12 protein-coding genes and 1 tRNA gene are annotated in these 20,358 nt (G+C 60.8%); 9 read left to right on the top strand and 4 right to left on the bottom strand.

Features of this window, described 5'->3' with window-relative positions; genetic code table 11:
- The first annotated feature begins 116 nt into the window (after positions 1-116).
- Positions 117-698 (top strand): hypothetical protein, encoded by a 582-nt coding sequence (locus tag AC1D1N_RS05405; protein ID WP_477347061.1) that lies wholly within the window; start codon positions 117-119, stop codon positions 696-698.
- 12 nt (positions 699-710) lie between these two features.
- Here AC1D1N_RS05405 and AC1D1N_RS05410 read toward each other — a convergent pair whose 3' ends face one another.
- Entirely contained in the window at positions 711-2,444 is a 1,734-nt protein-coding gene (locus AC1D1N_RS05410) for an adenylate/guanylate cyclase domain-containing protein (protein ID WP_477347063.1), read from the bottom strand.
- 116 nt (positions 2,445-2,560) lie between these two features.
- Between AC1D1N_RS05410 and AC1D1N_RS05415 the strand changes: the two genes are divergently transcribed.
- Positions 2,561-3,823: a YcaO-like family protein gene (locus AC1D1N_RS05415; RefSeq protein WP_477347065.1), complete on the top strand. Its 1,263-nt coding sequence runs from the start codon at positions 2,561-2,563 to the stop codon at positions 3,821-3,823.
- 12 nt (positions 3,824-3,835) lie between these two features.
- Here AC1D1N_RS05415 and AC1D1N_RS05420 read toward each other — a convergent pair whose 3' ends face one another.
- A complete protein-coding gene (locus AC1D1N_RS05420; RefSeq protein WP_477347377.1) occupies positions 3,836-4,753 on the bottom strand; it encodes a LysR substrate-binding domain-containing protein in 918 nt (305 codons plus the stop codon).
- A gap of 88 nt (positions 4,754-4,841) precedes the next feature.
- Between AC1D1N_RS05420 and AC1D1N_RS05425 the strand changes: the two genes are divergently transcribed.
- From AC1D1N_RS05425 to AC1D1N_RS05450, 6 genes are all read left to right on the top strand, one after another.
- Positions 4,842-5,552 carry a haloacid dehalogenase type II gene (locus tag AC1D1N_RS05425; protein WP_477347067.1) on the top strand — a complete coding sequence of 237 codons (711 nt, stop codon included), beginning with the start codon at positions 4,842-4,844 and terminating at the stop codon, positions 5,550-5,552.
- A 665-nt stretch (positions 5,553-6,217) separates the two neighbouring features.
- Positions 6,218-9,724, top strand: a complete 3,507-nt coding sequence (locus tag AC1D1N_RS05430) for a protein NO VEIN domain-containing protein (protein WP_477347069.1) — start codon at positions 6,218-6,220, stop codon at positions 9,722-9,724.
- Between the two features lie 76 nt (positions 9,725-9,800).
- Positions 9,801-12,677, top strand: coding sequence for a DUF1156 domain-containing protein (locus tag AC1D1N_RS05435; RefSeq protein ID WP_477347071.1), 2,877 nt, complete (start codon positions 9,801-9,803; stop codon positions 12,675-12,677).
- Between the two features lie 11 nt (positions 12,678-12,688).
- Positions 12,689-14,095 carry a DUF3696 domain-containing protein gene (locus AC1D1N_RS05440; protein ID WP_477347073.1) on the top strand — a complete coding sequence of 469 codons (1,407 nt, stop codon included), beginning with the start codon at positions 12,689-12,691 and terminating at the stop codon, positions 14,093-14,095.
- Entirely contained in the window at positions 14,092-14,583 is a 492-nt protein-coding gene (locus AC1D1N_RS05445) for a hypothetical protein (protein ID WP_477347075.1), read from the top strand. The genes AC1D1N_RS05440 and AC1D1N_RS05445 overlap by 4 nt, the downstream gene beginning before the upstream one ends.
- A complete protein-coding gene (locus tag AC1D1N_RS05450) occupies positions 14,580-17,912 on the top strand; it encodes a DUF499 domain-containing protein (protein WP_477347077.1) in 3,333 nt (1,110 codons plus the stop codon). The genes AC1D1N_RS05445 and AC1D1N_RS05450 overlap by 4 nt, the downstream gene beginning before the upstream one ends.
- A gap of 3 nt (positions 17,913-17,915) precedes the next feature.
- On the opposite strand, the gene AC1D1N_RS05455 is transcribed toward AC1D1N_RS05450, so the two are convergent.
- Together AC1D1N_RS05455 and AC1D1N_RS05460 are read right to left on the bottom strand one after the other, a co-directional pair.
- Positions 17,916-17,992 (bottom strand) — tRNA-Arg (locus tag AC1D1N_RS05455).
- Positions 17,993-18,388: 396 nt separating this feature from the next.
- The gene (locus AC1D1N_RS05460) at positions 18,389-19,303 is read right to left on the bottom strand and encodes a DUF1003 domain-containing protein (RefSeq protein WP_477347079.1); all 915 of its coding nucleotides are present in this window, start codon (positions 19,301-19,303) and stop codon (positions 18,389-18,391) included.
- A 498-nt stretch (positions 19,304-19,801) separates the two neighbouring features.
- Between AC1D1N_RS05460 and AC1D1N_RS05465 the strand changes: the two genes are divergently transcribed.
- Positions 19,802-20,251, top strand: a complete 450-nt coding sequence (locus AC1D1N_RS05465; RefSeq protein ID WP_477347081.1) for a universal stress protein — start codon at positions 19,802-19,804, stop codon at positions 20,249-20,251.
- The last annotated feature ends 107 nt before the right edge of the window (positions 20,252-20,358 follow it).

Here is a 20,358-nt window from a genome sequence, read left to right on the forward strand (position 1 = left end):
CTCTTTCTGTCCACGGCAAAGCTTTGGAGGCGAACCGCTCGAGGGCTCTTCTTGCAGCCAAAGAAAAAGCAGCCTAGGTTGTTTTCGCACGCCTCAAAGCGCGGGGAGCAACGCTTGTGCCTAAGGTGAAACTCAAGCAGGGCCGACAGGCTCAGGAGATTGGCGCGGCGCTCGTGGGGGCGTGGCTGAAGGCTTTGCCGCCCGCGTTCACGGCGACTGTATCAGTGGTAGATTCGACAAGTCAGTTGACTATAACCGTCGACATGCAGAACGCATTCGCGTCCGGTGACGTGATAGCTCTGCGCACTGAAGACAAGACTGGCGGCCTTCGAAGCGTGAAGGTAGGGACGATCACCCCGGGCACTTCGGGCAAAACCTTTCGCGTTGTTGATCTTGCTGGTGCCAATATCAACTACAAAGGCAAAGATCTAAAGAATGGCGTAGTGTCGAAAGTAAAAGACCTGAATGACGCTACTCTTCTAAGCGAACTTAAGATTGTGTTGGAGCAGTTCGTCGACGCGAAAGTGAAACTGGTGTGCGATGCCCCAACGGAGCTGACTGTGGTCCTGCCGGCCCTGCCGGAAGGCGTTGTCACCCGAGAGGACCTGATAAATTACCTCGGGACGTACCACAACAACGCACAGGGTCGGCACTATCATGAAGAGCTTGCGTCCGCGGTCCTTTTCGGCTGCCGATAGCAGACTTCAATTTCAGTTCGGCAGCCCGGCGGCGAGCAGCCCCTTGAACAGCGTGGCCCGATCCTCCTCCAGCCGATAAGGCTCCTTGGCCACGAATCGACTGCAGGAAAAGCTGGGCGTACCCGCCAACACGCGAGCCGCATACAACTTTGCGTCGCTGTCCCGGCCAAGCGCCGAGCTCGAAGCGGCCATGTAGGCCGTAACCCATGTCGGCATTGTCGACGAACGGCTCAAAGCGACCAATGCCTGGTCGGGCCGGCCCGCAATGAAGTGGACGATGCCGCGAAACGGCCAATACCAGGATGGTTCATAGAGGGGATCGAGCACTTGCGCCCGCTCGAACCATTGCATGGCGCGATCCGGTTCGCCGCAAAATGTGTAGAGGGTGCCGAGATAGGAAACCTGCTCGGGATCGTTCGGATTGAGGTAGAGGGCCCGTGCGTAGAGTTGCGCGGCGACGTCGAAGTCTCGCCGGTGCAGCAACACCCAGCCGAGAATGTTGAGGCAAACCGGATCGTTAGGAGACAGCGCCACCGCCTTCTTGGCAATTGCATGCGCCTCGTCGAGCAGGGCATCGGAAGATCCCATGTCGCGAAACCATTCCAGCTGCTTGTAGTGAGCCAGCTTGGCGTAGGCGCGCCCATAGGTCGGATCGAGGTCGATGGCGCGCTGATACCATTGCCTTGCTTCCGCTTCACACGCGAGGTCGCCTAGCGGCAGGGCATTGCCGCGCAGCACGCACTCATAGGCCGCCAGGTTGGCCGGCGGCTTGCGCCGCGCCTTCTCAGCACCCGCGGCCTTGAGGCGGCCGATAACTGTGCCCACGATCTTGCGGACCAGTTCGTCCTGCACATCGAATATGTCCTGATCGTCGCTGTCATAATGCTCGGCCCAAACATCGCCGCCGGACGTCGCGTCAACCAGTTCGCACGACAGGCGGATACGCTTCCCCATCCTGCGGATTCGCCCCGCAAGCTCGAAATCGAGTCCGATATCCGAGACCAGCTTTGGCAGCTCCACATCCTTGAGCCGCATCGAGGTATGATATGACGCGACGGAGAGCTGCGTGAACCGCGTCAGCTCGGTGATGACGTCTTCCGTGAACCCTTCGCTGAAATAGGGTTCCACGCCGCCGGTGCTGACAAATGGGCGGACCAGGATCGACGGCGTGTTCGAGCCCGAAGTCCCGGCGCCGATGCTCGGAGCGGGGCCGTCGGGTCTGTGAATAAGCGAGTAGACTGCCACGGGTCGGGGAATGTTCTTGAGCAGAAAGTCACCGCAATATTCGAAGGGCAATTGCAGCCCCGCGCGGACCTCCTCATGCACTTTTGCCGAAAGGCAAATGCCTCCGGGGGCCGCGATCTGTTCAAGGCGTGCAGCCACGTTGACACCGTCGCCGAACACGTCTCCGTCGCCGTCGACGATAATGTCGCCGAAATTTATGCCCATCCGAAGCGACAGACCGGGCGACGGCCGCTCGGGGCTTGCGAGATAGGCCTGGATTGCCACCCCACACCGGACCGCTTCGACCGCACTGAGGAACTCCGCTACGATACCGTCGCCGGTGTTCTTTACAACGCGGCCGTCATGCCGATGAACGTAGCCTGGGATCTCGTCGTGCATCAGCGCTCGGACGCGGGTGAACGTGCCTTCCTCGTCTTCCGCCATTTGTTGCGAATAGCCGACAACGTCTGCGACCACGATCGCAGTCAGGCGTCGCTTCAGGGTGCCGTTGTTTGCGGTCAATCCAGGCTTTGGGGTCAATCCATACCTCGGGTCGGACGTCCGAACGTACTTTAGCACATTTGCATGATGCTATCGCGCATGGCAGCGTGTAAACTGCTGCACCAAGAGCTTCGGGCGTGCGACAGAGCGAAATCCGTTCAGAAGCGCTCGCCACGCGAAAGATACGCACATTCGAGGTCTGCGTGGGGTCTAGTCTTCTCTATGGCCCGGTGGTGATCTCGGACCCATTGCTCGGCTGTCCTCTCACGGTGGCGGCCGGCCGCGTTCGCGCCGCCAGGGATGGCGATGAGAGCACTTACTTCGTGTCTGGTTGGGGCACGACAGTCGAGCAGGCGCTGCAAGGCTGCCTCTATGAGGCGGACGAGACCTACTTCGCCCAGATCGTTCCCGAGGGGCGAATTCTCCGGTCGTGTGCCAATGCGATTCATGGGCGGGTCGTCGAGCCGCCCGGCATCCTTCTTTTCAGCGAAGAGCAATATGACCGGCGAGAGGCCGGGAGCCGACAGCCCCGCAACATGGTTCCGGCCCGCTGGGATAGCTCCGCGCCTGAAGACTGGATCCTGAGTGACGACAAGCTCGGTACGGAGCAAGCCTGGGTGCCCGCGGGGCTGTGTTTCCTCGGATATGATCCCGGTGGCAAGCAATCATCTTTGCCGGCTGCCGACTCGAACGGACTTGCGCTGGGCATCAACCCTGAGGACGCTGCGATGAGCGCACTTCTCGAGCTGATAGAGCGAGATGCGACCTCAATCTGGTGGTACAATCGACTTGTTCTGCCTCGAATCGATCCGACGTCGACGGCAAGCGACACTGTATCTTCTTACGAGGACTGGCTTCGGCAACAAGGTCGGGAATTGCGGCTTCTGCGGCTTACGTTGGATTTGGCGGTGCCGATAGTTGCGGCAATCTCCAGCGACAGTTCCGGCCGGTGTCCGGCAATGGGGTTTGCGGCAGGCGCATCGTGGTCAGCGGCTGCCACAAGGGCGGTTGGCGAGCTTGCTCAATGCGAAGCGAACCTTGCTCTGCTCTCCCAACAGGCGCAGCAACAGGGAACGACCCGCTTTACGCCCGGGGCGCGGCAACTTTATCGCTGGCATCAAGAGACGGATCTTGGGCTGTGTCCATATTTGCAGGGTGGCGGCCCTGCCTGCGCGGATGAAGCGACACTTGACTACGCCTCATGCGTCAAACTCTGCCATGAACGAAACCTGGAAATATTCGCCGTCATCCTGATGCAGGATGAGCAGCGATCCCTTGTCCGCATGTTCGCTCCGGGCTTGCGTTCGACCAAACCAAGGTTTGGTCCGGGCAGGCTCTATTCTGTTCCAGGCACGCTTGGCCTCAAGCCTGCGCGCTGCCGAGACGCTTTCCCGTTTTAGCGCCGAAACCAGTTAGCGCAAGGCCGCGACCGGGCGCCGCGCTTCCTTCGGCCGGGCGACAGAGCCATGCAGAATGCTGCCGATGTTTGCGACCAGAAACGCGGCCAGGTCGCGCGCCGGCGCATCCAGCCGTTGCGAGGGCGCGATCAAGGCCACCTCCGACGGCGGCTCTTCCGCAAAACCGTCGGCAGCGCGCAGCAGCCGGTGCTCGGGAAGCACTGCATCCACCGGCAGCAGGCTGATGCCCAGCCCCGACGCCACCGCCGCCTGCACGCCGATCAGCCCCTGGCTTGTATAGGCGATGCGCCACATCCGCCCGGCCGCCTCGATCGCGCGCGTCGCCCTTTGCCGGTAGATGCAGCCTTGCGGAAACATGGCGAGCGGCACGGGGTCGGCGTCGAGCGCACCGGACGGGCCGGCTACCCAGGCAAGCGTCTCCTCCCAGCGCCCCAGGCAAGGCGCGTCGCTTGGCTCGCGCTTGATCAGCGCCAGGTCGATCTCGCCATTGTCCAGCAGGCGCCGCAGCTCGAAACTCCAGCCGCTGACGGTGTCGAGCCGCAGATGCGGCGAGGCCCTGGAGAATCCCGACAGCAGGTCGATCAGCCGGCGGCCGGCAAAATCTTCCGGCACGCCGAGCCGCACTGTCTTCGGCGCCGTGGGCTGCCGCAGGGCCGCTTCCGCCTCCGCCGAGATCGACAGCAGCCGGCGCGCATAGCCGAGCAGCACCTCGCCCTCTTCGGTGACCTGCACGCCGCCCGGCGCGCGCTCGCGCACCAGCAGGCTGTGGCCGACGCTGTCCTCCAGCCGCTTGATCTGCTGGCTGATGGTAGACTGCGTCAGGTGAACGCGCTCCGCCGCGCGCGTAAAACCGCCGGTTTCGACCACCGCGACGAAGCTGCGTAACAGATCGAGATCCAGATCCATTCGAATTTCCACTTGAGCCTATCGCAACATTTAATTTTCAAATGACTGAAATCGCTGCCAGTGTCCAGGCGACTTTCCCCTGAGGTTTCTCCAAATGGCATTGAACGGGCCGCGCCCGACCTGGCTGACATTCGATTGCTACGGAACGCTGATCCAGTGGGACGAAGGCCTGATGGCGGCGATGGAAACGATCCTTGCGCGCAAGGGCCGCAAGATCGAAGCGGAAGACTTCATCCCCGTCTATGACCGGCACGAGCACGAGCTTGAGCACACCAGGCCGCATTTGTCCTTCGCCGCCGTCACGGCAAAGGCCTTGCGGCTGGCGCTGCGTGAATTCTCGCTGGAAGCGGCGGCCGATGACGCCGAACTGCTGACCTCGTCGATCGGCAAGATGCCGCCTTTTCCCGAAGTCGTCGCAACGCTGCGCCGGCTAAAGGATGCCGGCTTCAGGCTGGCGATCATCTCCAACACCGATGACGCCATCATCGCCGGCAACGTCGCGCAGCTGGGTGGCGCCATCGACCGGGTCATCACCGCCGAGCAGGCGCAGGCCTACAAGCCGTCGCGGCAGATTTTCGAACATGCCTGGCGAACCCTCGGTGTGACCAGGGACGAGCTGGTGCACATCTGCGCCAGCCCGCATCTCGACCTGACAGCCGCACGCGATCTCAAATTCCGCGCCGTGTGGGTCGACCGCGGCACTGGCCGGCGCCCGCCACCCGACTACCAGCCCGACGCCATCGCCCACGGGCTGGATGACGTGCCCGGGTTCTTCGAAGCCGCAGGCTGGCTCCCGGCCCGGTAGGCGCGCACATGAAGCGCGCCGCCTCTAGGGTCGCGGATTAGAGCAATTCCAAGAAAGTGTGAGCGCTTTCCCTTGGGAATTGCGCCAAAACAAAGAGATACAGGCTATGGATTCGCATTGCGACCGCCATCCCTGTTCAAATCGGTGCATTCGTGTTGTCTATCAGCCCTGGGGACTATGCTGTTTATGCATCGGGGATTTCCACAATGCAGTTGTCATCGAATGCCGTGGAGGCGGCCAATCGTGCTGAGGCGACCGCGCTGCTGATAAGATGCGGCTACCGAGTATATCGCCCAGAAGCTGATATTGAGGGTGAAGACTTGGTCGTTAGAGCACCGGGCCGAGAGCTTAGGGGTGTTCAACTGAAGGGGCGAGCAGCGGTCGACCTGAAGAGATATGGAAATCGCGATCTGTGGATGCTTTTTCCCAATCGCACCTATCATCTAGGCGCAAGCCGACACTGGTACCTGTGCCCACATGATGCTCTTTACGATTGGGTGAGGCTGCGCCATGGCCACACCGAAAAGTGGAGCGAGACTTGGTCTTACCCCAAAATGTCGAAGGACCTAACCAAATTTCTGGCCGAATGGATCTTAAGCGCGCCGTCAACGGCCCCGACATTTCTATCTACAGCAAGCGCGTAGCATTCCGACCAAGGAAAATGGATGAGCACGTTCGAAGAAATCAGGCCCGGTGCGCGGATCAAAGGTCTCGACGCCACAGGTATTGCGGAGGTTGTTTCTGTTTCCAAATTCGGAGCTGACGCACTTAACCTGGTTTTCAGGGTGGGCGGGAAAGTCGCCGAGCGGCTCGTCTACCGTGGTGAAGAGATTGGCTTTGAATTCATAGCTGCTGGCCGCACCTACGCCTTCGACGCGGATGGCGGCCTTCTGCGCTTAGCGTCCGAAGCATATCGCATCCGCCTCGCCCACCTCTTTGATCCCTATCTTGCAGTAAGCGCTTCGCAGATCGAGGCGTTGCCGCACCAGATCACGGCTGTTTATGGAGAGATGCTGCCACGACAGCCGCTTCGTTTCCTGCTTGCAGACGATCCAGGCGCCGGCAAAACGATCATGGCAGGGCTCCTGATCAAGGAGCTTTTAATTCGAGGCGACCTTGAACGTTGCCTGATCGTCGCACCTGGAAGCCTTGTCGAACAATGGCAAGAGGAAATGGCCGAAAAGTTCAGCCTCCATTTCGATCTCCTGACGCGCGATCAAATCGAAGCCTCCGTCACTGGAAACCCGTTCGTCGAAAAGAACCGTCTGATCGTTCGTCTGGATATGGCGGCACGTTCCGACGAGCTGAAGGCCAAGCTTGAAGCCGCAGGCGATTGGGATCTGATCATCTGCGACGAAGCGCATCGCATGGCCGCGTCCTATTTCGGCGGCGAAGTAAAGGAAACCCAGCGTCACAAACTTGGCAAGTTGCTTGGGACCCGCACACGTAACTTCCTTTTGATGTCCGCAACGCCACACAACGGCAAGGAAGCCGACTTTCAGCTGTTCATGGGATTGCTCGATGCAGACCGGTTCGAAGGCCGGTTCCGCGAAGGCGTTCACAAGGCCGACGTATCTGACATGATGCGACGTCTGACCAAGGAAGAACTCTATCGCTTCGACGGCACGCCGCTGTTTCCGGAGCGCCGCGCCTATACCGCCAGTTTCGCCTTGTCGCCAGTCGAGGCCGATCTTTATCAGGCTGTGACGACCTATGTGCGCGAGGAAATGAACCGCGCGGATCGGACCGGCGACGATAAACGTCGGTCGAATGTTGGCTTCGCTTTGCAGATCCTTCAGCGCCGGCTTGCCTCTTCGCCGGCCGCGATCCACCGCTCGCTGGAACGCCGCCGCAAGCGCCTGGAGGACCGATTGCATGAAGAAAGACTGATGCGCCAAACCGGCTCGGCGCCACTAACCCACGCGCCGGTTCTGCCCAGTTACGATCCAGACGACCTTGATGAGGTGCCGGGCGCGGAAGCGGAAGCCGCCGAGGAACAGATCGTCGATCAGGCAACGGCGGCTGCGACGCTTGCCGAGCTCGAAGCCGAGATCCTTATTCTGAAGGATCTCGAGGGCCGCGCGCTACGACTCAAGCTTTCCGGCCAGGACGCTAAATGGCGCGAGCTCGAATCCATCCTTGACGAGCCGCTGATGCTCGACGCGACGACCGGCCTGCGTCGCAAAGTGCTGATCTTCACCGAACCCAAGGATACGCTCGAATATCTGCAACAGAAAATCGCAGCACTTGTGGGCGATCCTTCGGCCGTGGTCGTGATCCATGGTGGCATCGCGCGCGAAGCGCGGCGCGGCGCCATCGCTGCCTTCAATTCCGATCCGCGCGTGCGCGTGATGATCGCAAACGACGCCGCGGGCGAAGGGGTGAACCTTCAGCGCGGCGCGCATCTGATGGTCAACTACGACCTCCCTTGGAACCCCAACCGCATCGAACAGCGCTTCGGCCGCATCCATCGCATCGGCCAGACTGAGGTTTGCCACCTCTGGAACCTCTGTGCTGCGAATACGCGCGAAGGCGAAGTCTATCGTCGCCTGCTTGAAAAGCTTGAAGAGGCTCGCGCCGCGCTTGGTGGCAAAGTCTACGACGTGCTTGGCGAACTGTTCGAAGGCCACGCGCTGCGCGATCTCCTTGTCGAGGCAATTCGCTACGGTGACCGGCCGGAAAAGAGAGCGGAGCTTTTCCGAAAAGTAGATGGCGCAGTAGATGTGGATGCCATCGAGAGGCTGGTCGCCGAACGCAAACTAACCTCCGAGGGTATGAACCCGAGTTCGGTCGCCGAAATCCGGGAGCAAATGGAGCGCGCGGCGGCGCGACGCCTGCAACCGCATTTCATCGGTTCGTTCTTTCGCGAAGCCTTCACCATGCTTGGCGGGCGGATTGCCGAGCGGGAGAAAGGCCGGTTCGAAATCCTGCGAGTGCCGTCGATCCTGAAAGAGCGCGACCGGCTGATCGGCCGTTCCGATCCGGTGCTTGATCGTTACGCGCGCATCACCTTTGAAAAATCCCTAATCATCGGACAACCGCAGGCCGAACTCGTGGCGCCAGGTCATCCACTGCTCGAATCGCTGGTCGACGTTATCCTCGAGCGTTTCCAGCCGCTCCTGAACCAAGGCGGCGTGCTGGTGGACGATGCAGACGAAAGCGTCGAGCCAAAGCTCCTCGTCTATCTCGAACATGCAATCCGCGACGGACGGGTTGGCCGCTCGGGCGAGCCTCGCGCCATTTCCCAGCGACTTCAGTTCCTGTTCCTAAAGGAAGACGGATCAGCGACCGACGGTGGGCCCGCTCCTTATCTAGATTGCCGCCCGATCACCGCCGAGGACCGCGTGGCCGTTGCTGAGGCAATCGTCGCGCCCTGGCTTTCGGACAATGTAGAGGTTCAAGCGCTCGGCTACGCCGTGCGGTCGCTAGTTCCCGACCATCTCAACGAGGTGAGAACGCGTAGGATCGCCGAGATCGATAAGGTGGAGCGCGAGGTGCGCGCCCGCCTCAACCGTGAGATCAACTATTGGGATGCCCGCGCCGCTAGGCTTCGCGAAGAAGAGCGCGCCGGCAAGGAACAGCGCATCAACGCCCAGAACGCGGAAGCAACGGCCGCCCGGCTCGTGGAGCGGCTGCATCGACGCCAGTCGGAACTAGACCGGGAGCGCCAGATTTCCGCTTTGCCGCCGGTTCTGAAAGGCGCCGCGCTGGTGATCCCTGGCGGGCTCTTGAAGTCCCGGGCTGCAACCGCTCCAGCCACCAAACCGAACGTATTTGAAGAAGACCCTATCGCGCGTGCCGAGACCGAGCGCCTTGCCATGGAGGCCGTCTTCGCGGCCGAGCGCGCGCTCGGCCATGAGCCTCTGGACGTCTCGGCCGAGAAGAAGGGCTGGGATATCGAAAGCCGCGATCTCAAGGCCGGCCATCTGCGCTTCATTGAGGTCAAGGGTCGGCAGGCGGACGGGCGCGAGGTCATCCTGACCAAAAACGAGATCCTGGCCTCCCTGAATGCGGCCGAAGCCTTTATTCTTGCGATCGTTCAAATTGACGCCGGTTTCGTGCGCGAGCCAGTCTATGTGCGTCGTTTCTTCAACAGGGAATTGGGTTTTGCGGAAACGGCGGTAGTGTTCGACGTGCGTGATCTGCTATCGCTAGGCTCCGGGCCGGCTTGAGGCCCTGATTCCCTCGGAGGCCTTCCGTGATCGCGTAAGCCGAACCGGCCCTTTTGGGAATAAGTAGAGGTTTGGTATGACGGTAACGGCCCCGCGCAAGAAACTAATCGAGGTGTCGATCCCGCTCGAAGCGATCAACGTCGCCTCGGCGCGGGAGAAGTCGATCCGGCACGGGCATCCTTCGACGCTCCATCTTTGGTGGGCGCGCCGCCCGTTGGCCGCTTGTCGTGCCGTTCTGTTTGCGCAACTGGTAGATGACCCCTCAAGCTGGCCCGATCGCTTCCCGACCGAGGAAGCGCAGGACATCGAGCGTCGACGGCTTCATCGCGTCATCGAAGACATGGTTCCGTGGGAGGCCTCGAACAACGAAACGATTCTGAACGCCGCCCGCTGGGAAATCGCGCGCTCGGTCGCCTTGGGACTCGGCGAAGAGCCGCCTTCCAAGGGCGACGGCAAGGCAATCCTCGACTACCTGCAAACCAAGGCGCCGCCGATTTATGATCCCTTCTCGGGTGGTGGGTCCATTCCACTTGAGGCGCAGCGCCTCGGCCTGCGTGCCTATGGTTCGGATTTGAATCCTGTCGCCGTTCTCATCGGCAAGGCGCTGGTGGAGATCCCGCCGAAGTTCGCCGGCAGGCCTCCAGTGAATCCAAAGTCGCGCGCCGAAATTATGCGCGGCGGCAAATGGAACGGTAAGGGGGCACAGGGTCTTGCTGACGATGTTCGCTATTACGGCCGATGGATGCGCGAAGAAGCCGAGAAGCGCGTCGGCCATCTCTATCCAAAGGCGACCCTGACCAACGGATCAAACGCGACCGTCATTGCTTGGCTTTGGGCGCGCACCGTTCGCTCCCCAGACCCAAGTGCGAAGGGCGCTATGGTGCCGCTGGCCTCATCCTTCATGCTCTCTACGAAGGAGGGCAAGAAGGCATGGGTGGAGCTAGTGGTCGACGCAGCCGCTCAAGACGGTTGGCGTTTTGAGGTGCAGACCGGCAAGCTGACAAAAGGAGATGAGGAGCGCTTGAAGAGCGGGACGAAGACGGGACGGGGAACGAACTTTTACTGCGTCCTGTCTGGAGCGACTATTTCGCCAGACCATGTGCGCAGCGAAGGAATGGCAAAACGACTCGGTGCCCGGCTCATGGCCGTTGTTGCGGAAGGCAACAAGACTCGTGTCTATCTCTCGCCAACGGCCGAGCACGAACAAATCGCCGCGTCCGCCCACCCCGAGGACGTTTCTGCCATTGCTGTAGACATGCCCGACAATCCACGCTGGTTCTCGCCCCCGGGCTACGGAATGAAGCAGTATGTGGACATTTTCACCCCTCGCCAGCTCGTGGCTCTAGCGACATTCTCTGATCTGGTAGGTGAGGCATGGGGGAAGGCACTCGCCGATGCCAGCGCCACGGACCTCACCTCTGACGGCCGGCGTCTCCACAACGGCGGAACTGGCGCGGAAGCATATGCGGATGCCATAGCGACTTACTTAGCGTTTGGCATCAGCAAATCAGTCGATTACAATTCTGCTATTGCCACCTGGCATTCATCAAAAGAGATCATTAGAAATACATTCGCGCGCCAGGCAATTGCTATGACGTGGGATTTTGTGGAGCCTAATATATTCAGCTCCTCGTCGGGCAACTTCACGACCGCAATCGAGTATGTAGCTGACGGAATAGGATCGTCGCAAGGGCATGTATCGGGACAGATATTCAATATCAATGCATCGAAAAACTCATTTCCTGTTCGCCCTGTCGTGATCTCAACCGATCCACCCTACTATGACAATATCGGATATGCTGACCTCTCCGACTTCTTCTACGTGTGGCTCCGACGCTCCCTATTGGGCATTTGGCCCGATCTCTTTCGACGACTGACGACGCCAAAGGCGGACGAGCTTGTCGCGACTCCCTATCGCCACGGAGGCAAGGACAGTGCGGAAGCCTTCTTCATGGCGGGCATGGGCGAGGCCCTAACTGCCATGCGCGAAGCCGCGACTGATGGAGAACCGCTGGCAGTCTACTACGCGTTCAAGCAGGCAGAAGCCGGCGCGGATGGTATCACCTCAGCGGGCTGGGCCTCCTTCCTTCAGGCCGTAGTGGAAGCCGGACTTGTGATCGATGGCACGTGGCCAATGCGCACGGAGATGGCTAACCGCATGATCGGCAGCGGCACAAACGCTCTTGCCTCCTCCATCGTCCTTGTCTGCCGAAAGCGCGCTACTGCCGCTGCCGTCATCACACGTGCGGACTTTATTCGTGTCCTCAAGCGCGAATTACCGGGTGCGATCGACGATATCCGAAAGGCTGGTGTTGGCCCGGTGGACATGCAGCAATCCGTCATCGGCCCCGGCATGGGTGTGTTCTCACGCCACGCAAAAGTGCTGGAGGATGACGACAGCGCGATGCCTGTTAAGACCGCGCTTTCGGTGATCAATCGCGTGTGGGAAGAGATCGAGAATGAGCTTGACGCCGCCTTCGACGCCGAGACACAGGTCGCCCTTGCTTGGTTTGCAACTTACGGCTTCGATGCAAAGCCCTCTGGCGAACTGATCACCTTGGCGAATGCCAAAAACATCTCTACCAACGCTCTCTTTGCATCGGACGTATTTCAGGACTTGCGTGGCCGCACCGCACTCACTCCCAGAGGCGAACTTCCCAAGGACTGGCTTCCGTCCGCAGACAAGCAGCTCACGGTCTGGGAGTGCGTGCAGCATACGGCGCGCGTTCTCAATGCCGAAGACGGTGGTGGTTCCGCAGCCGGGCGCCTTGTTGCGGATATGGGGCCAAAAGCGGCCGACGCGCGCGCGCTTGCCTATCGCCTGTTCGAGATCGCCACTCAGAAAGGATGGGCCGCCGAAGCACTCGTCTATAACGAACTCGCACAGGAATGGCCCAAGCTCGAAGATGCCGGCTCGACAAGCGTCGACGAGCCGCAGCTCAATCTGTTGTAAGGGGACCGGCCGTGCTCGAATCGCTCGATCTCCGGAATTTCAAATCCTGGCGCGAGGCCAAAATTAGCTTCGCCTCTGTCACCGGTCTATTCGGGACGAACTCATCTGGAAAATCGAGCCTGATCCAATTCCTGCTCATGCTCAAGCAAACGCGCGAGGAGCGCGACCGCGCAACAGTACTCCAACTCAATGGGTCTTACGTCGAACTCGGGCAATATTCCGATATCATAAACGCTGCAGACATCGATAAGCGACTTCAGTGGGATATCCGCTTCCGGCCGCGCGAGAAGCTGACGCTTGTCGACGCAACGGGGTCAAAGACCGCCATTGCGGCGGGCGGAGAAATCTTCGGTATAAGCTCGGAGGTTGTGGCGGATCGCCTCCCCAAGACCGGCACGCTGTCGATGCGATCGAGTTTTCTTGAATACTCGCTAAGCGGCATCAGCTTTCGTCTTGCAGTGAAACCGGACTCATCTTCGGACTACGAGCTTGTTTCGGCGGGTGGCAATTTTGAGTTTATCAGGAACCGTGGACGGGCTTGGGCGCTCCCCGGACCGGTTCGATCCTACGCCTTTCCGGATCAGGCGCGAACCTACTATCAGAATGCTCAATTGCTTTCCGACTTGGAGGCCGCATACGAGCGCGAGATAGATAATCTCTACTATCTAGGCCCGCTGCGGGTTCGCCCCTCGCGCGACTATATCTGGACAGGCACAAGACCGATCGACGTGGGGAACGCAGGGGAACGCACGATCGAGGCCCTGGTGGCCGCAACTGCGGTTGACGAACAGCGCAGCCTCGGTCCGAAAAAAAGACGGAGGCCGCTTCAGGAAGTCGTCGCATATTGGCTGAAGCATCTTGGGCTGATCGATAGCTTTTCGATTGTGGAGGTCGCTCCAGGTTCGAACCGCTGGATCGCAAAAGTCCGCACACATGCCGGTGGCCCTTCGGTGCCGCTAACGGATGTCGGCACCGGCGTGTCCCAAGTTCTACCCGTCATCACACTGCTGCAATACGTTCCCGAGGGCGCCACCGTCATCTTAGAACAGCCCGAGATTCATCTGCATCCTCTCGCCCAAGCCGGACTTGCCGACGCGATCATCCAGGCCGCCATTCATCGGCGTTTGCAGGTGATCTTGGAGAGCCATTCGGAGCATCTCCTGTTGAGATTGCAACGTCGCATCGCGGAATCTAAGCCTCCAACCAGCGCCACACCGCGAGACCTGTCCTCAGACAAGGTTAAGCTGTTCTTTGCGAAGGCCGATGGCGGCGTCTCGACGCTGGTTCCGCTGGATCTCGACGAATTCGGAAACATCCGCAACTGGCCGGACAAGTTCATGGGCGACGCCTTCGATGAGGTCGCCGCCGCCGAGCTTACGCGGATTGAGCGGCGTCGCGCGAGCGAAGCCACGCAATGACCGAGGTTATCGTGGACACAAACGTTGCAGTCGTGGCGAACCAGCAGAACGGTGGTGTCGTGGCGAGCTGCATTGACGCTTGCATGATCTTCATCGCCACGGCGCGCAGTGAGCATATTGTGCTTATCGATGATGCCGATGCTATACGGCAAGAATACGCACAGGCGCTTCAGCAAAGCCGCCCCTATGGCTTGGGCGCACTCTTCCTGCAGCACGTCTATCAACATCAATACAATCCGGCGCGTGTTCGGAGAGTCGCGCTGGCACTAAACGCTGGCGGCGAGTATGCCGACTTTCCAAACGACCCGGCACTGGCGAATTTCGACCCCTCCGACCGCAAGTTTGCGGCGCTGGCGCGAAAAACTGGCGTCCCTGTCACCAACGCGACCGACAGCGATTGGATCGACAATATCGCCGCATTGAACGCGCAAGGAATCGCGGTCGATTTCCTCTGTGGCCAAAACAAAGCGGGTTGGTTCACGCCATGAGTGCTGAAAAAGAAACGCTGCAACGGGTTCAAGGTGGGCTCTTCCATCTGCAGAGAGGCTTGACGCCGTTTGTCGAGGCTCGGATGAAGGGAATCCACGGCGTAAATTGGCTGCACTATGCCAGCCGCGCCGTTGGCGGGGCGCCGAACGCGCCACTCGATGCCTATGGCCTCGTCAAGACCATGATCGATCGCTGGCGCGAAGTGTTCGACGACGCGTTCGCGCGCCCCGACAAGCACAAGGCGCGCAACTTCGCGTCGATGGCGCTCGAAGCCCGGAATGCCATCTCGCATCTCGCTCTCGGCCTACAGGACGACGAGGCGCTGCGCTATCTCGATGCCATGCACCAGCTTTTAAAGCTCGTGAAGGCTCCAGAAAGCGAAGTCGCAGAGCTAAGGAAGCTCTATGACGGCCAGCGCCAGTCGGGACTGGCACGAGCACCGGAGCACGAAATCGCACCGGCGCCGACGCCAGCTCAGTCCACGTTGACACTGTCACGAGGCGCTGACGAGGATGGTCAACCCGGCAAGACCCTGAAGCCCTGGATCGAAGTCGCGCTACCACACCCCGATGTGATCGCAAACCGTTTCAAGGAAGCCGAATTCGCCGCCGATCTGTTCGCCGTCGACGCCGGCTATGCTGGCGAAGGCTATGCGACGCCGAGCGCCTTTTACGGTATCACCTTTCTCACCGAAGGCTTGAAGCGTGTCCTGACCACAGCGGCGCAAAGGCTTGGCGGCAGCGGCGGCGATCCGGTAATTGGCCTGCAAACTGCCTTTGGCGGCGGCAAGACGCACACCATGTTGGCGATCTTCCATCTTGTAAAACATCTGAAAGAAGGGGGCGACCCACGAGGTCTTCCCGGCCTGGCGGAGGTTCTTGATCGGGCAGGCGTGACGTCGCTGGCGAAGCCGAAGATGGCGGTGTTTGTTGGCTCTTCCAAGGGCGCCGACGTGTCGCTGAACCTCAAAGAGGGTCCTCGCGTCAATACGCTCTGGGGCTACATCGCCTGGCGGATTGCGGGCGATGCTGGGTTGAAGCTTGTCGCTGAAGCCGAAGCCGCGCGCACAAGCCCCGGCTCCGAACTGATGGTCGAAGTCTTTAAGCTCGCCGGACCGAGCGTGATCCTGCTCGACGAACTGACGATGTTCGCCCGCCAACTTGACGACGACCGCTTCGAGGCCTTCTTGTCCTTCATCCAGTCGCTCACCGAAGCGGCAAAGATGGTGCCTGGCATTCTGATCGTCGGATCACTGCCAGAAAGCAATGCGGAGGCCGGTGGACCGCGCGGCGAGGCGGCACTGCTTCGCCTTGAAAAAATCTTTGGCCGCGTACAATCAGCTTGGCTGCCCGCCTCCGGCGACGAAACCTATGAGATCATCAGGCGGCGTCTGTTCCAGCCACTTGATGCGGACGGGGAGAAGGCGCGAGACGAAACCGTCAAAGCCTTCCATGATCTCTATAGGAAAAACCCTGCTGAATTCCCTCCCGAGGCCAAGGAAGCACGCTATCTCGAACTGCTGCGCCTTTCCTATCCGATCCACCCTGAACTCTTCGATCGGTTGTCAAAGGATTGGGCCAGCCTGGAAAAATTTCAGCGTACGCGCGGCGTGCTGCGCTTCATGGCGAACGTTATCGGCGTCCTCTGGCATGGACAGATGCGTGATCCGTTGATCACGCCGGCGCGGGTGCCAGTTGCGCATGAACGCGTGCGAGTGAGCGTCCTCTATCCTCTCGATCCGGCCTTCGGCTCGGTCGTCGACAAGGAGGTCGACGGCGACGGCTCCCTACCGAACCGGATGGAAGCAAATCCTTCGCGACGAATTTCGCAGCTGCGCGCCGCGACCCGTGCTGCGCGGTCTGTATTCATCTGCTCGGCCCCGTTGGTCGGCCAACCGAATGCCGGTCTCACAGGTCAGGGTCTGCGCCTCGCCTGCGCTGAGCCTGGAGATCAATTGGCGATCTTCGGTGAAGCGCTTCGGGAACTGACGGAGCGAGCCACCTATCTCTATGAAGAAGCCGGTCGCTATTGGTTTTCGACCCAGCCTACGCTGAACCGTCTGGCCGATGATCGTGCAAAGGCGCTGCCGGATCACGAAGTCGACGCGGCAATAGCTGACGTGCTTCGCGAAGACGCGGGCAGCAAAGCCGGCTTCCATCGCATCTTCGCAGCACCGGACGATCCAGTGACGATCGATGAGGCGCAATCGCTTTCGCTGGTAATCCTGAGCCCGGCTTTGGCTCATGCCGGAAGAGGCGCTCTAAAGTCGTCGGCGACAGACGCAGTGACCGACGCACTGATGCGTTGCCGTGCTTCCCAGCGACGCCTGCGTAATACGCTTATTTTTGTGGCTTCCGATGAGGCGAACCTAGACACCGCCCGTGAAGTAACGCGCAAGTCGATCGCTTGGGCCTCCATCGACAAGGACGATCGCCTTCAGCAGCAAATGACGCAGGCGCAAGCCGCTGACGCAAAGGACAAGGCTAAGACGAACCGCGAGTCGGCGATAAAAGCGATCCGCGCTGCCTGGAGCCATATTCTTTATCCGGTGAAGAGCGAAACAGCCGGAAAACCCTTCGATCTAGAACACAGCCTGATCTCGTCTCGCGACAGGGCCGCCATCCCACATGTCGTCTATGATAAGGCAAAGGCTGACGGGATCGTCCTGGAGAAGCTGGGCACCGAGCGCCTCTGGCTCGCGCTCAGACCGATCTGGCCAGAAGATCGCCCGCACCTGACGGTCGCCGAAATCGCCGATTGGTTTGCGGCTTATGTTTACCTGCCGAAGCTGCGCGATAGGGTCGTACTGGAGGGCTCCATTCGCGATGCTGTTGCGAAATTCGATCCACAGTTCGGTTATGCCGATGGCTTCGACGAGGCTACAGAAAAGTACCATAAGCTCATCTGGGCAAAAAACCCTCCCGAATTCCTCCCTCCGACGGCGATGATCGTCCGTGAAGCCGAGGCGCAGAAGCAACTGAAGGACCAAGGCGTGGCGGCGACGCAGCCAGAGCCAGGGTCATTGCCTGGTCCCACGCCCCAGCCGAGCGGTCTCGATCCTGCCGTGACTCTATCGTCCGCGCCCGGCAAGCCTCGACGTTTCTATGGCTCCGTCGAGCTCGACATGGTTCGTCCTGTCAAATCGTTCGACGCAATCCTCAACGCTGTGGTGATGGAGCTTCAGCGCACACACGGCGCCAAGGTGAAACTGACGCTCGAAATCGAGGCCGAGGCGAGCGACGGCTTTGCCGAGAGTGAAGTCGGCGTGGTGCGTGACAACGCAAAGCAATTGAGATTCAAGATGGAATCTACCGGGTTCGAAGATTAGACTTGGCGCACCCGACAGGATTCGAACCTGTGACCTCTGCCTTCGGAGGGCAGCGCTCTATCCAGCTGAGCTACGGGTGCCTTCAGGAGACCTGAAAACGAACCAGCCGATAGGCCGGCCAGCCACGGCTTCTTAGCGGAAGCCGGCGCGGGCTTCAACGGGCAATTGAAATGGCGCCCTCAGGCAAGCAGGTTCGAATCCTTCAGGATCCAACCGATGGGTAGCCAAGCCCGAAGGCCCGCAAGCCGGAAAACGAAAAACCCGCCTCGGCGGCGGGTCGCTGGCGCAAATCAGCACCATGTCCAAAATAATAGCACAATTGCCGTCACCGGGCAATCGATCGCGAGCGCCCATCGCGGGCTCTCCGTCTTTCGGGCGCCCTTCAAAAGGCCCGCGAGGACTCCGCCCGAAGGCGGCGCTTCACCGCTCATTGCTCGAAAAGCCAGGCAATTGGCTTATCGTCCGGCACGCGGGCCTCACCTCGCCGCCTCCACCTTCGCCACCCTCCTGCGCACCCGGCGCGTGGTGCGCTTCGCCTTCTTCGCCCCCGTCAACTCATGCATCGCATCCAGCTGCATCTGCTGCATTTCGGCCAGCCGCGTCCATTGGCGCGAGATCAGATAGTCGAGCTTTTCGTGCAGATGGCGCACTTCCAGCTCGGCTTTCAGGTTCACCCGGTAGTCGTTGAAGGAGCGCAGGCGGTCCTTGGCCTCCGTCCGTCTCTGGCTCATCATGATGATCGGCGCCTGGATGGCGGCGATGCAGGAGAGCAGAAGGTTGAGCAGGATGAAGGGGTAGGGGTCGAAAGCGCTCTGCAAGCCCTCGAGCAGGTTGATGCCGATCCATACCGCAAGCACGCTGCCGAACGAGATCAGGAACCACCAGCTGCCGCCGAAGGCCGCCATATTGTCGGAGACACGGTCGGCGAACGACCTGTGCTCCTCGAACTCCTCTTCCGAGTTTTCCGAAATCGTGTCCTGTCTGGCGATCGATTCGACCACCTGGCGGTCGAGCTCGGAGAATTCGCCATGCTCCTGCTGCAGCAACTCCTCCATGTAGCGCATGCGGTAGCGGCCGAGCTCCTCGCGGCTGATGCGGGCGCCGCGCGGCAGGTCGGGATGGTCGGCGCGGATGCGGTCGGCCAGGCTCGGCCTGAGGTCGTCGATGCGCACCAGGTCACGCTTGCGGAATTTTCGGCCCGATATCGCCGACGGTTTTCGCTTCGGCTTCAGGCGCCCAGGTTCGGCGGGTTCGGTATCAGGCACATCGGGCGCTTCGAGCGCCTCGTCGGCAACCAGTTCGGCTTCGTGGGCGGGCGGCGCCTCGAAATACTCGCCGCCGCTGTCGTTTTCGCTGTCGGCCTGCTCGGATGGTTTTGGGACGGTGCTCATGATACCGGCTCCTGCTGTCGGCCCCACGATACGCCAAGCCGGCGCGGCATAGCTATCGCTGCGGCGCAAATCGAGCGTCCGTGCAAGTTCTTGTGATCAGGCCCCGCCAGCCTGCCTGCAATCGCATAGGGCAGTGGCAGCCCCTCTCCGTCCGCTGCGCGGCCACCTCTCCCCCATTTCATGGGGGCGAGGAAACGCTAATCTCCAATGTCGCGGCCTCCAAAAGCCTGGGTTCCTCGCCCCCGCGGAGCGGGGGGTCCGAAGGACGGGCGAGACCCGTGGCTCGCCCCGGCAAGGTGGCTCGGCGAAGCCGAGACGGAGAGGGGGAGCGCCATCTGCGATGGTCCACCCTGGCGTCATGGTCATCGGCGGCTGGCCTCATCTTGACCCTGTGGTAGGCCGGCTCGGCGAACTACATCAGTACCAAGTCTGATCGCCCACAAAAGCTTGGTCAGGCCATCAGGGGCACTGGATCGCCCCACAACAGGGGTTGTCGTCATGTACAAACATATCCTGATCGCCACCGACGGTTCGGAACTCGCTGCCAAGGGCGTCGCCCACGGCCTCGAACTGGCCAAGGGCCTCGGCGCCACTGTTACCTTCGTCAACGTCTCCGAGCCGTTCCCGGCACTGGCCTGGGGCGGGGCAATGGCCGGCTATGTCGCCGCCGAAGAGCTGGTCAATTACGAGGAAAACGCCCGCAAATATGGCCGCGAGGTGCTGGACAAGTGCAAGGCCCGGGCCGACGCGCTCGGTGTGCGTGCAAAGACCCTGCACATCGAGAACAGGACGCCGGCAGAGGCCATCCTCGACGTCTCCCGCTCCGAGGCCTGCGACCTCATCGTCATGGCCTCGCACGGCCGCCGCGGACTGGGCAGGCTGGTGCTGGGCAGCCAGACCGCGGAAGTCGTGTCGCTGACGGAGATCCCGGTGCTGGTGGTGCGGTAGGGGCAAGCGCGCCTGCCGCAGAGTTAAGAGAGGCAGCGATCCTTCGCGGCCCCCCTCTGTCCTGCCGGACATCTCCCCCTCAAGGGGGGAGATTGGCAGCTCCGGCG

This window comes from Mesorhizobium sp. P2_B5 (genome assembly GCF_056404775.1).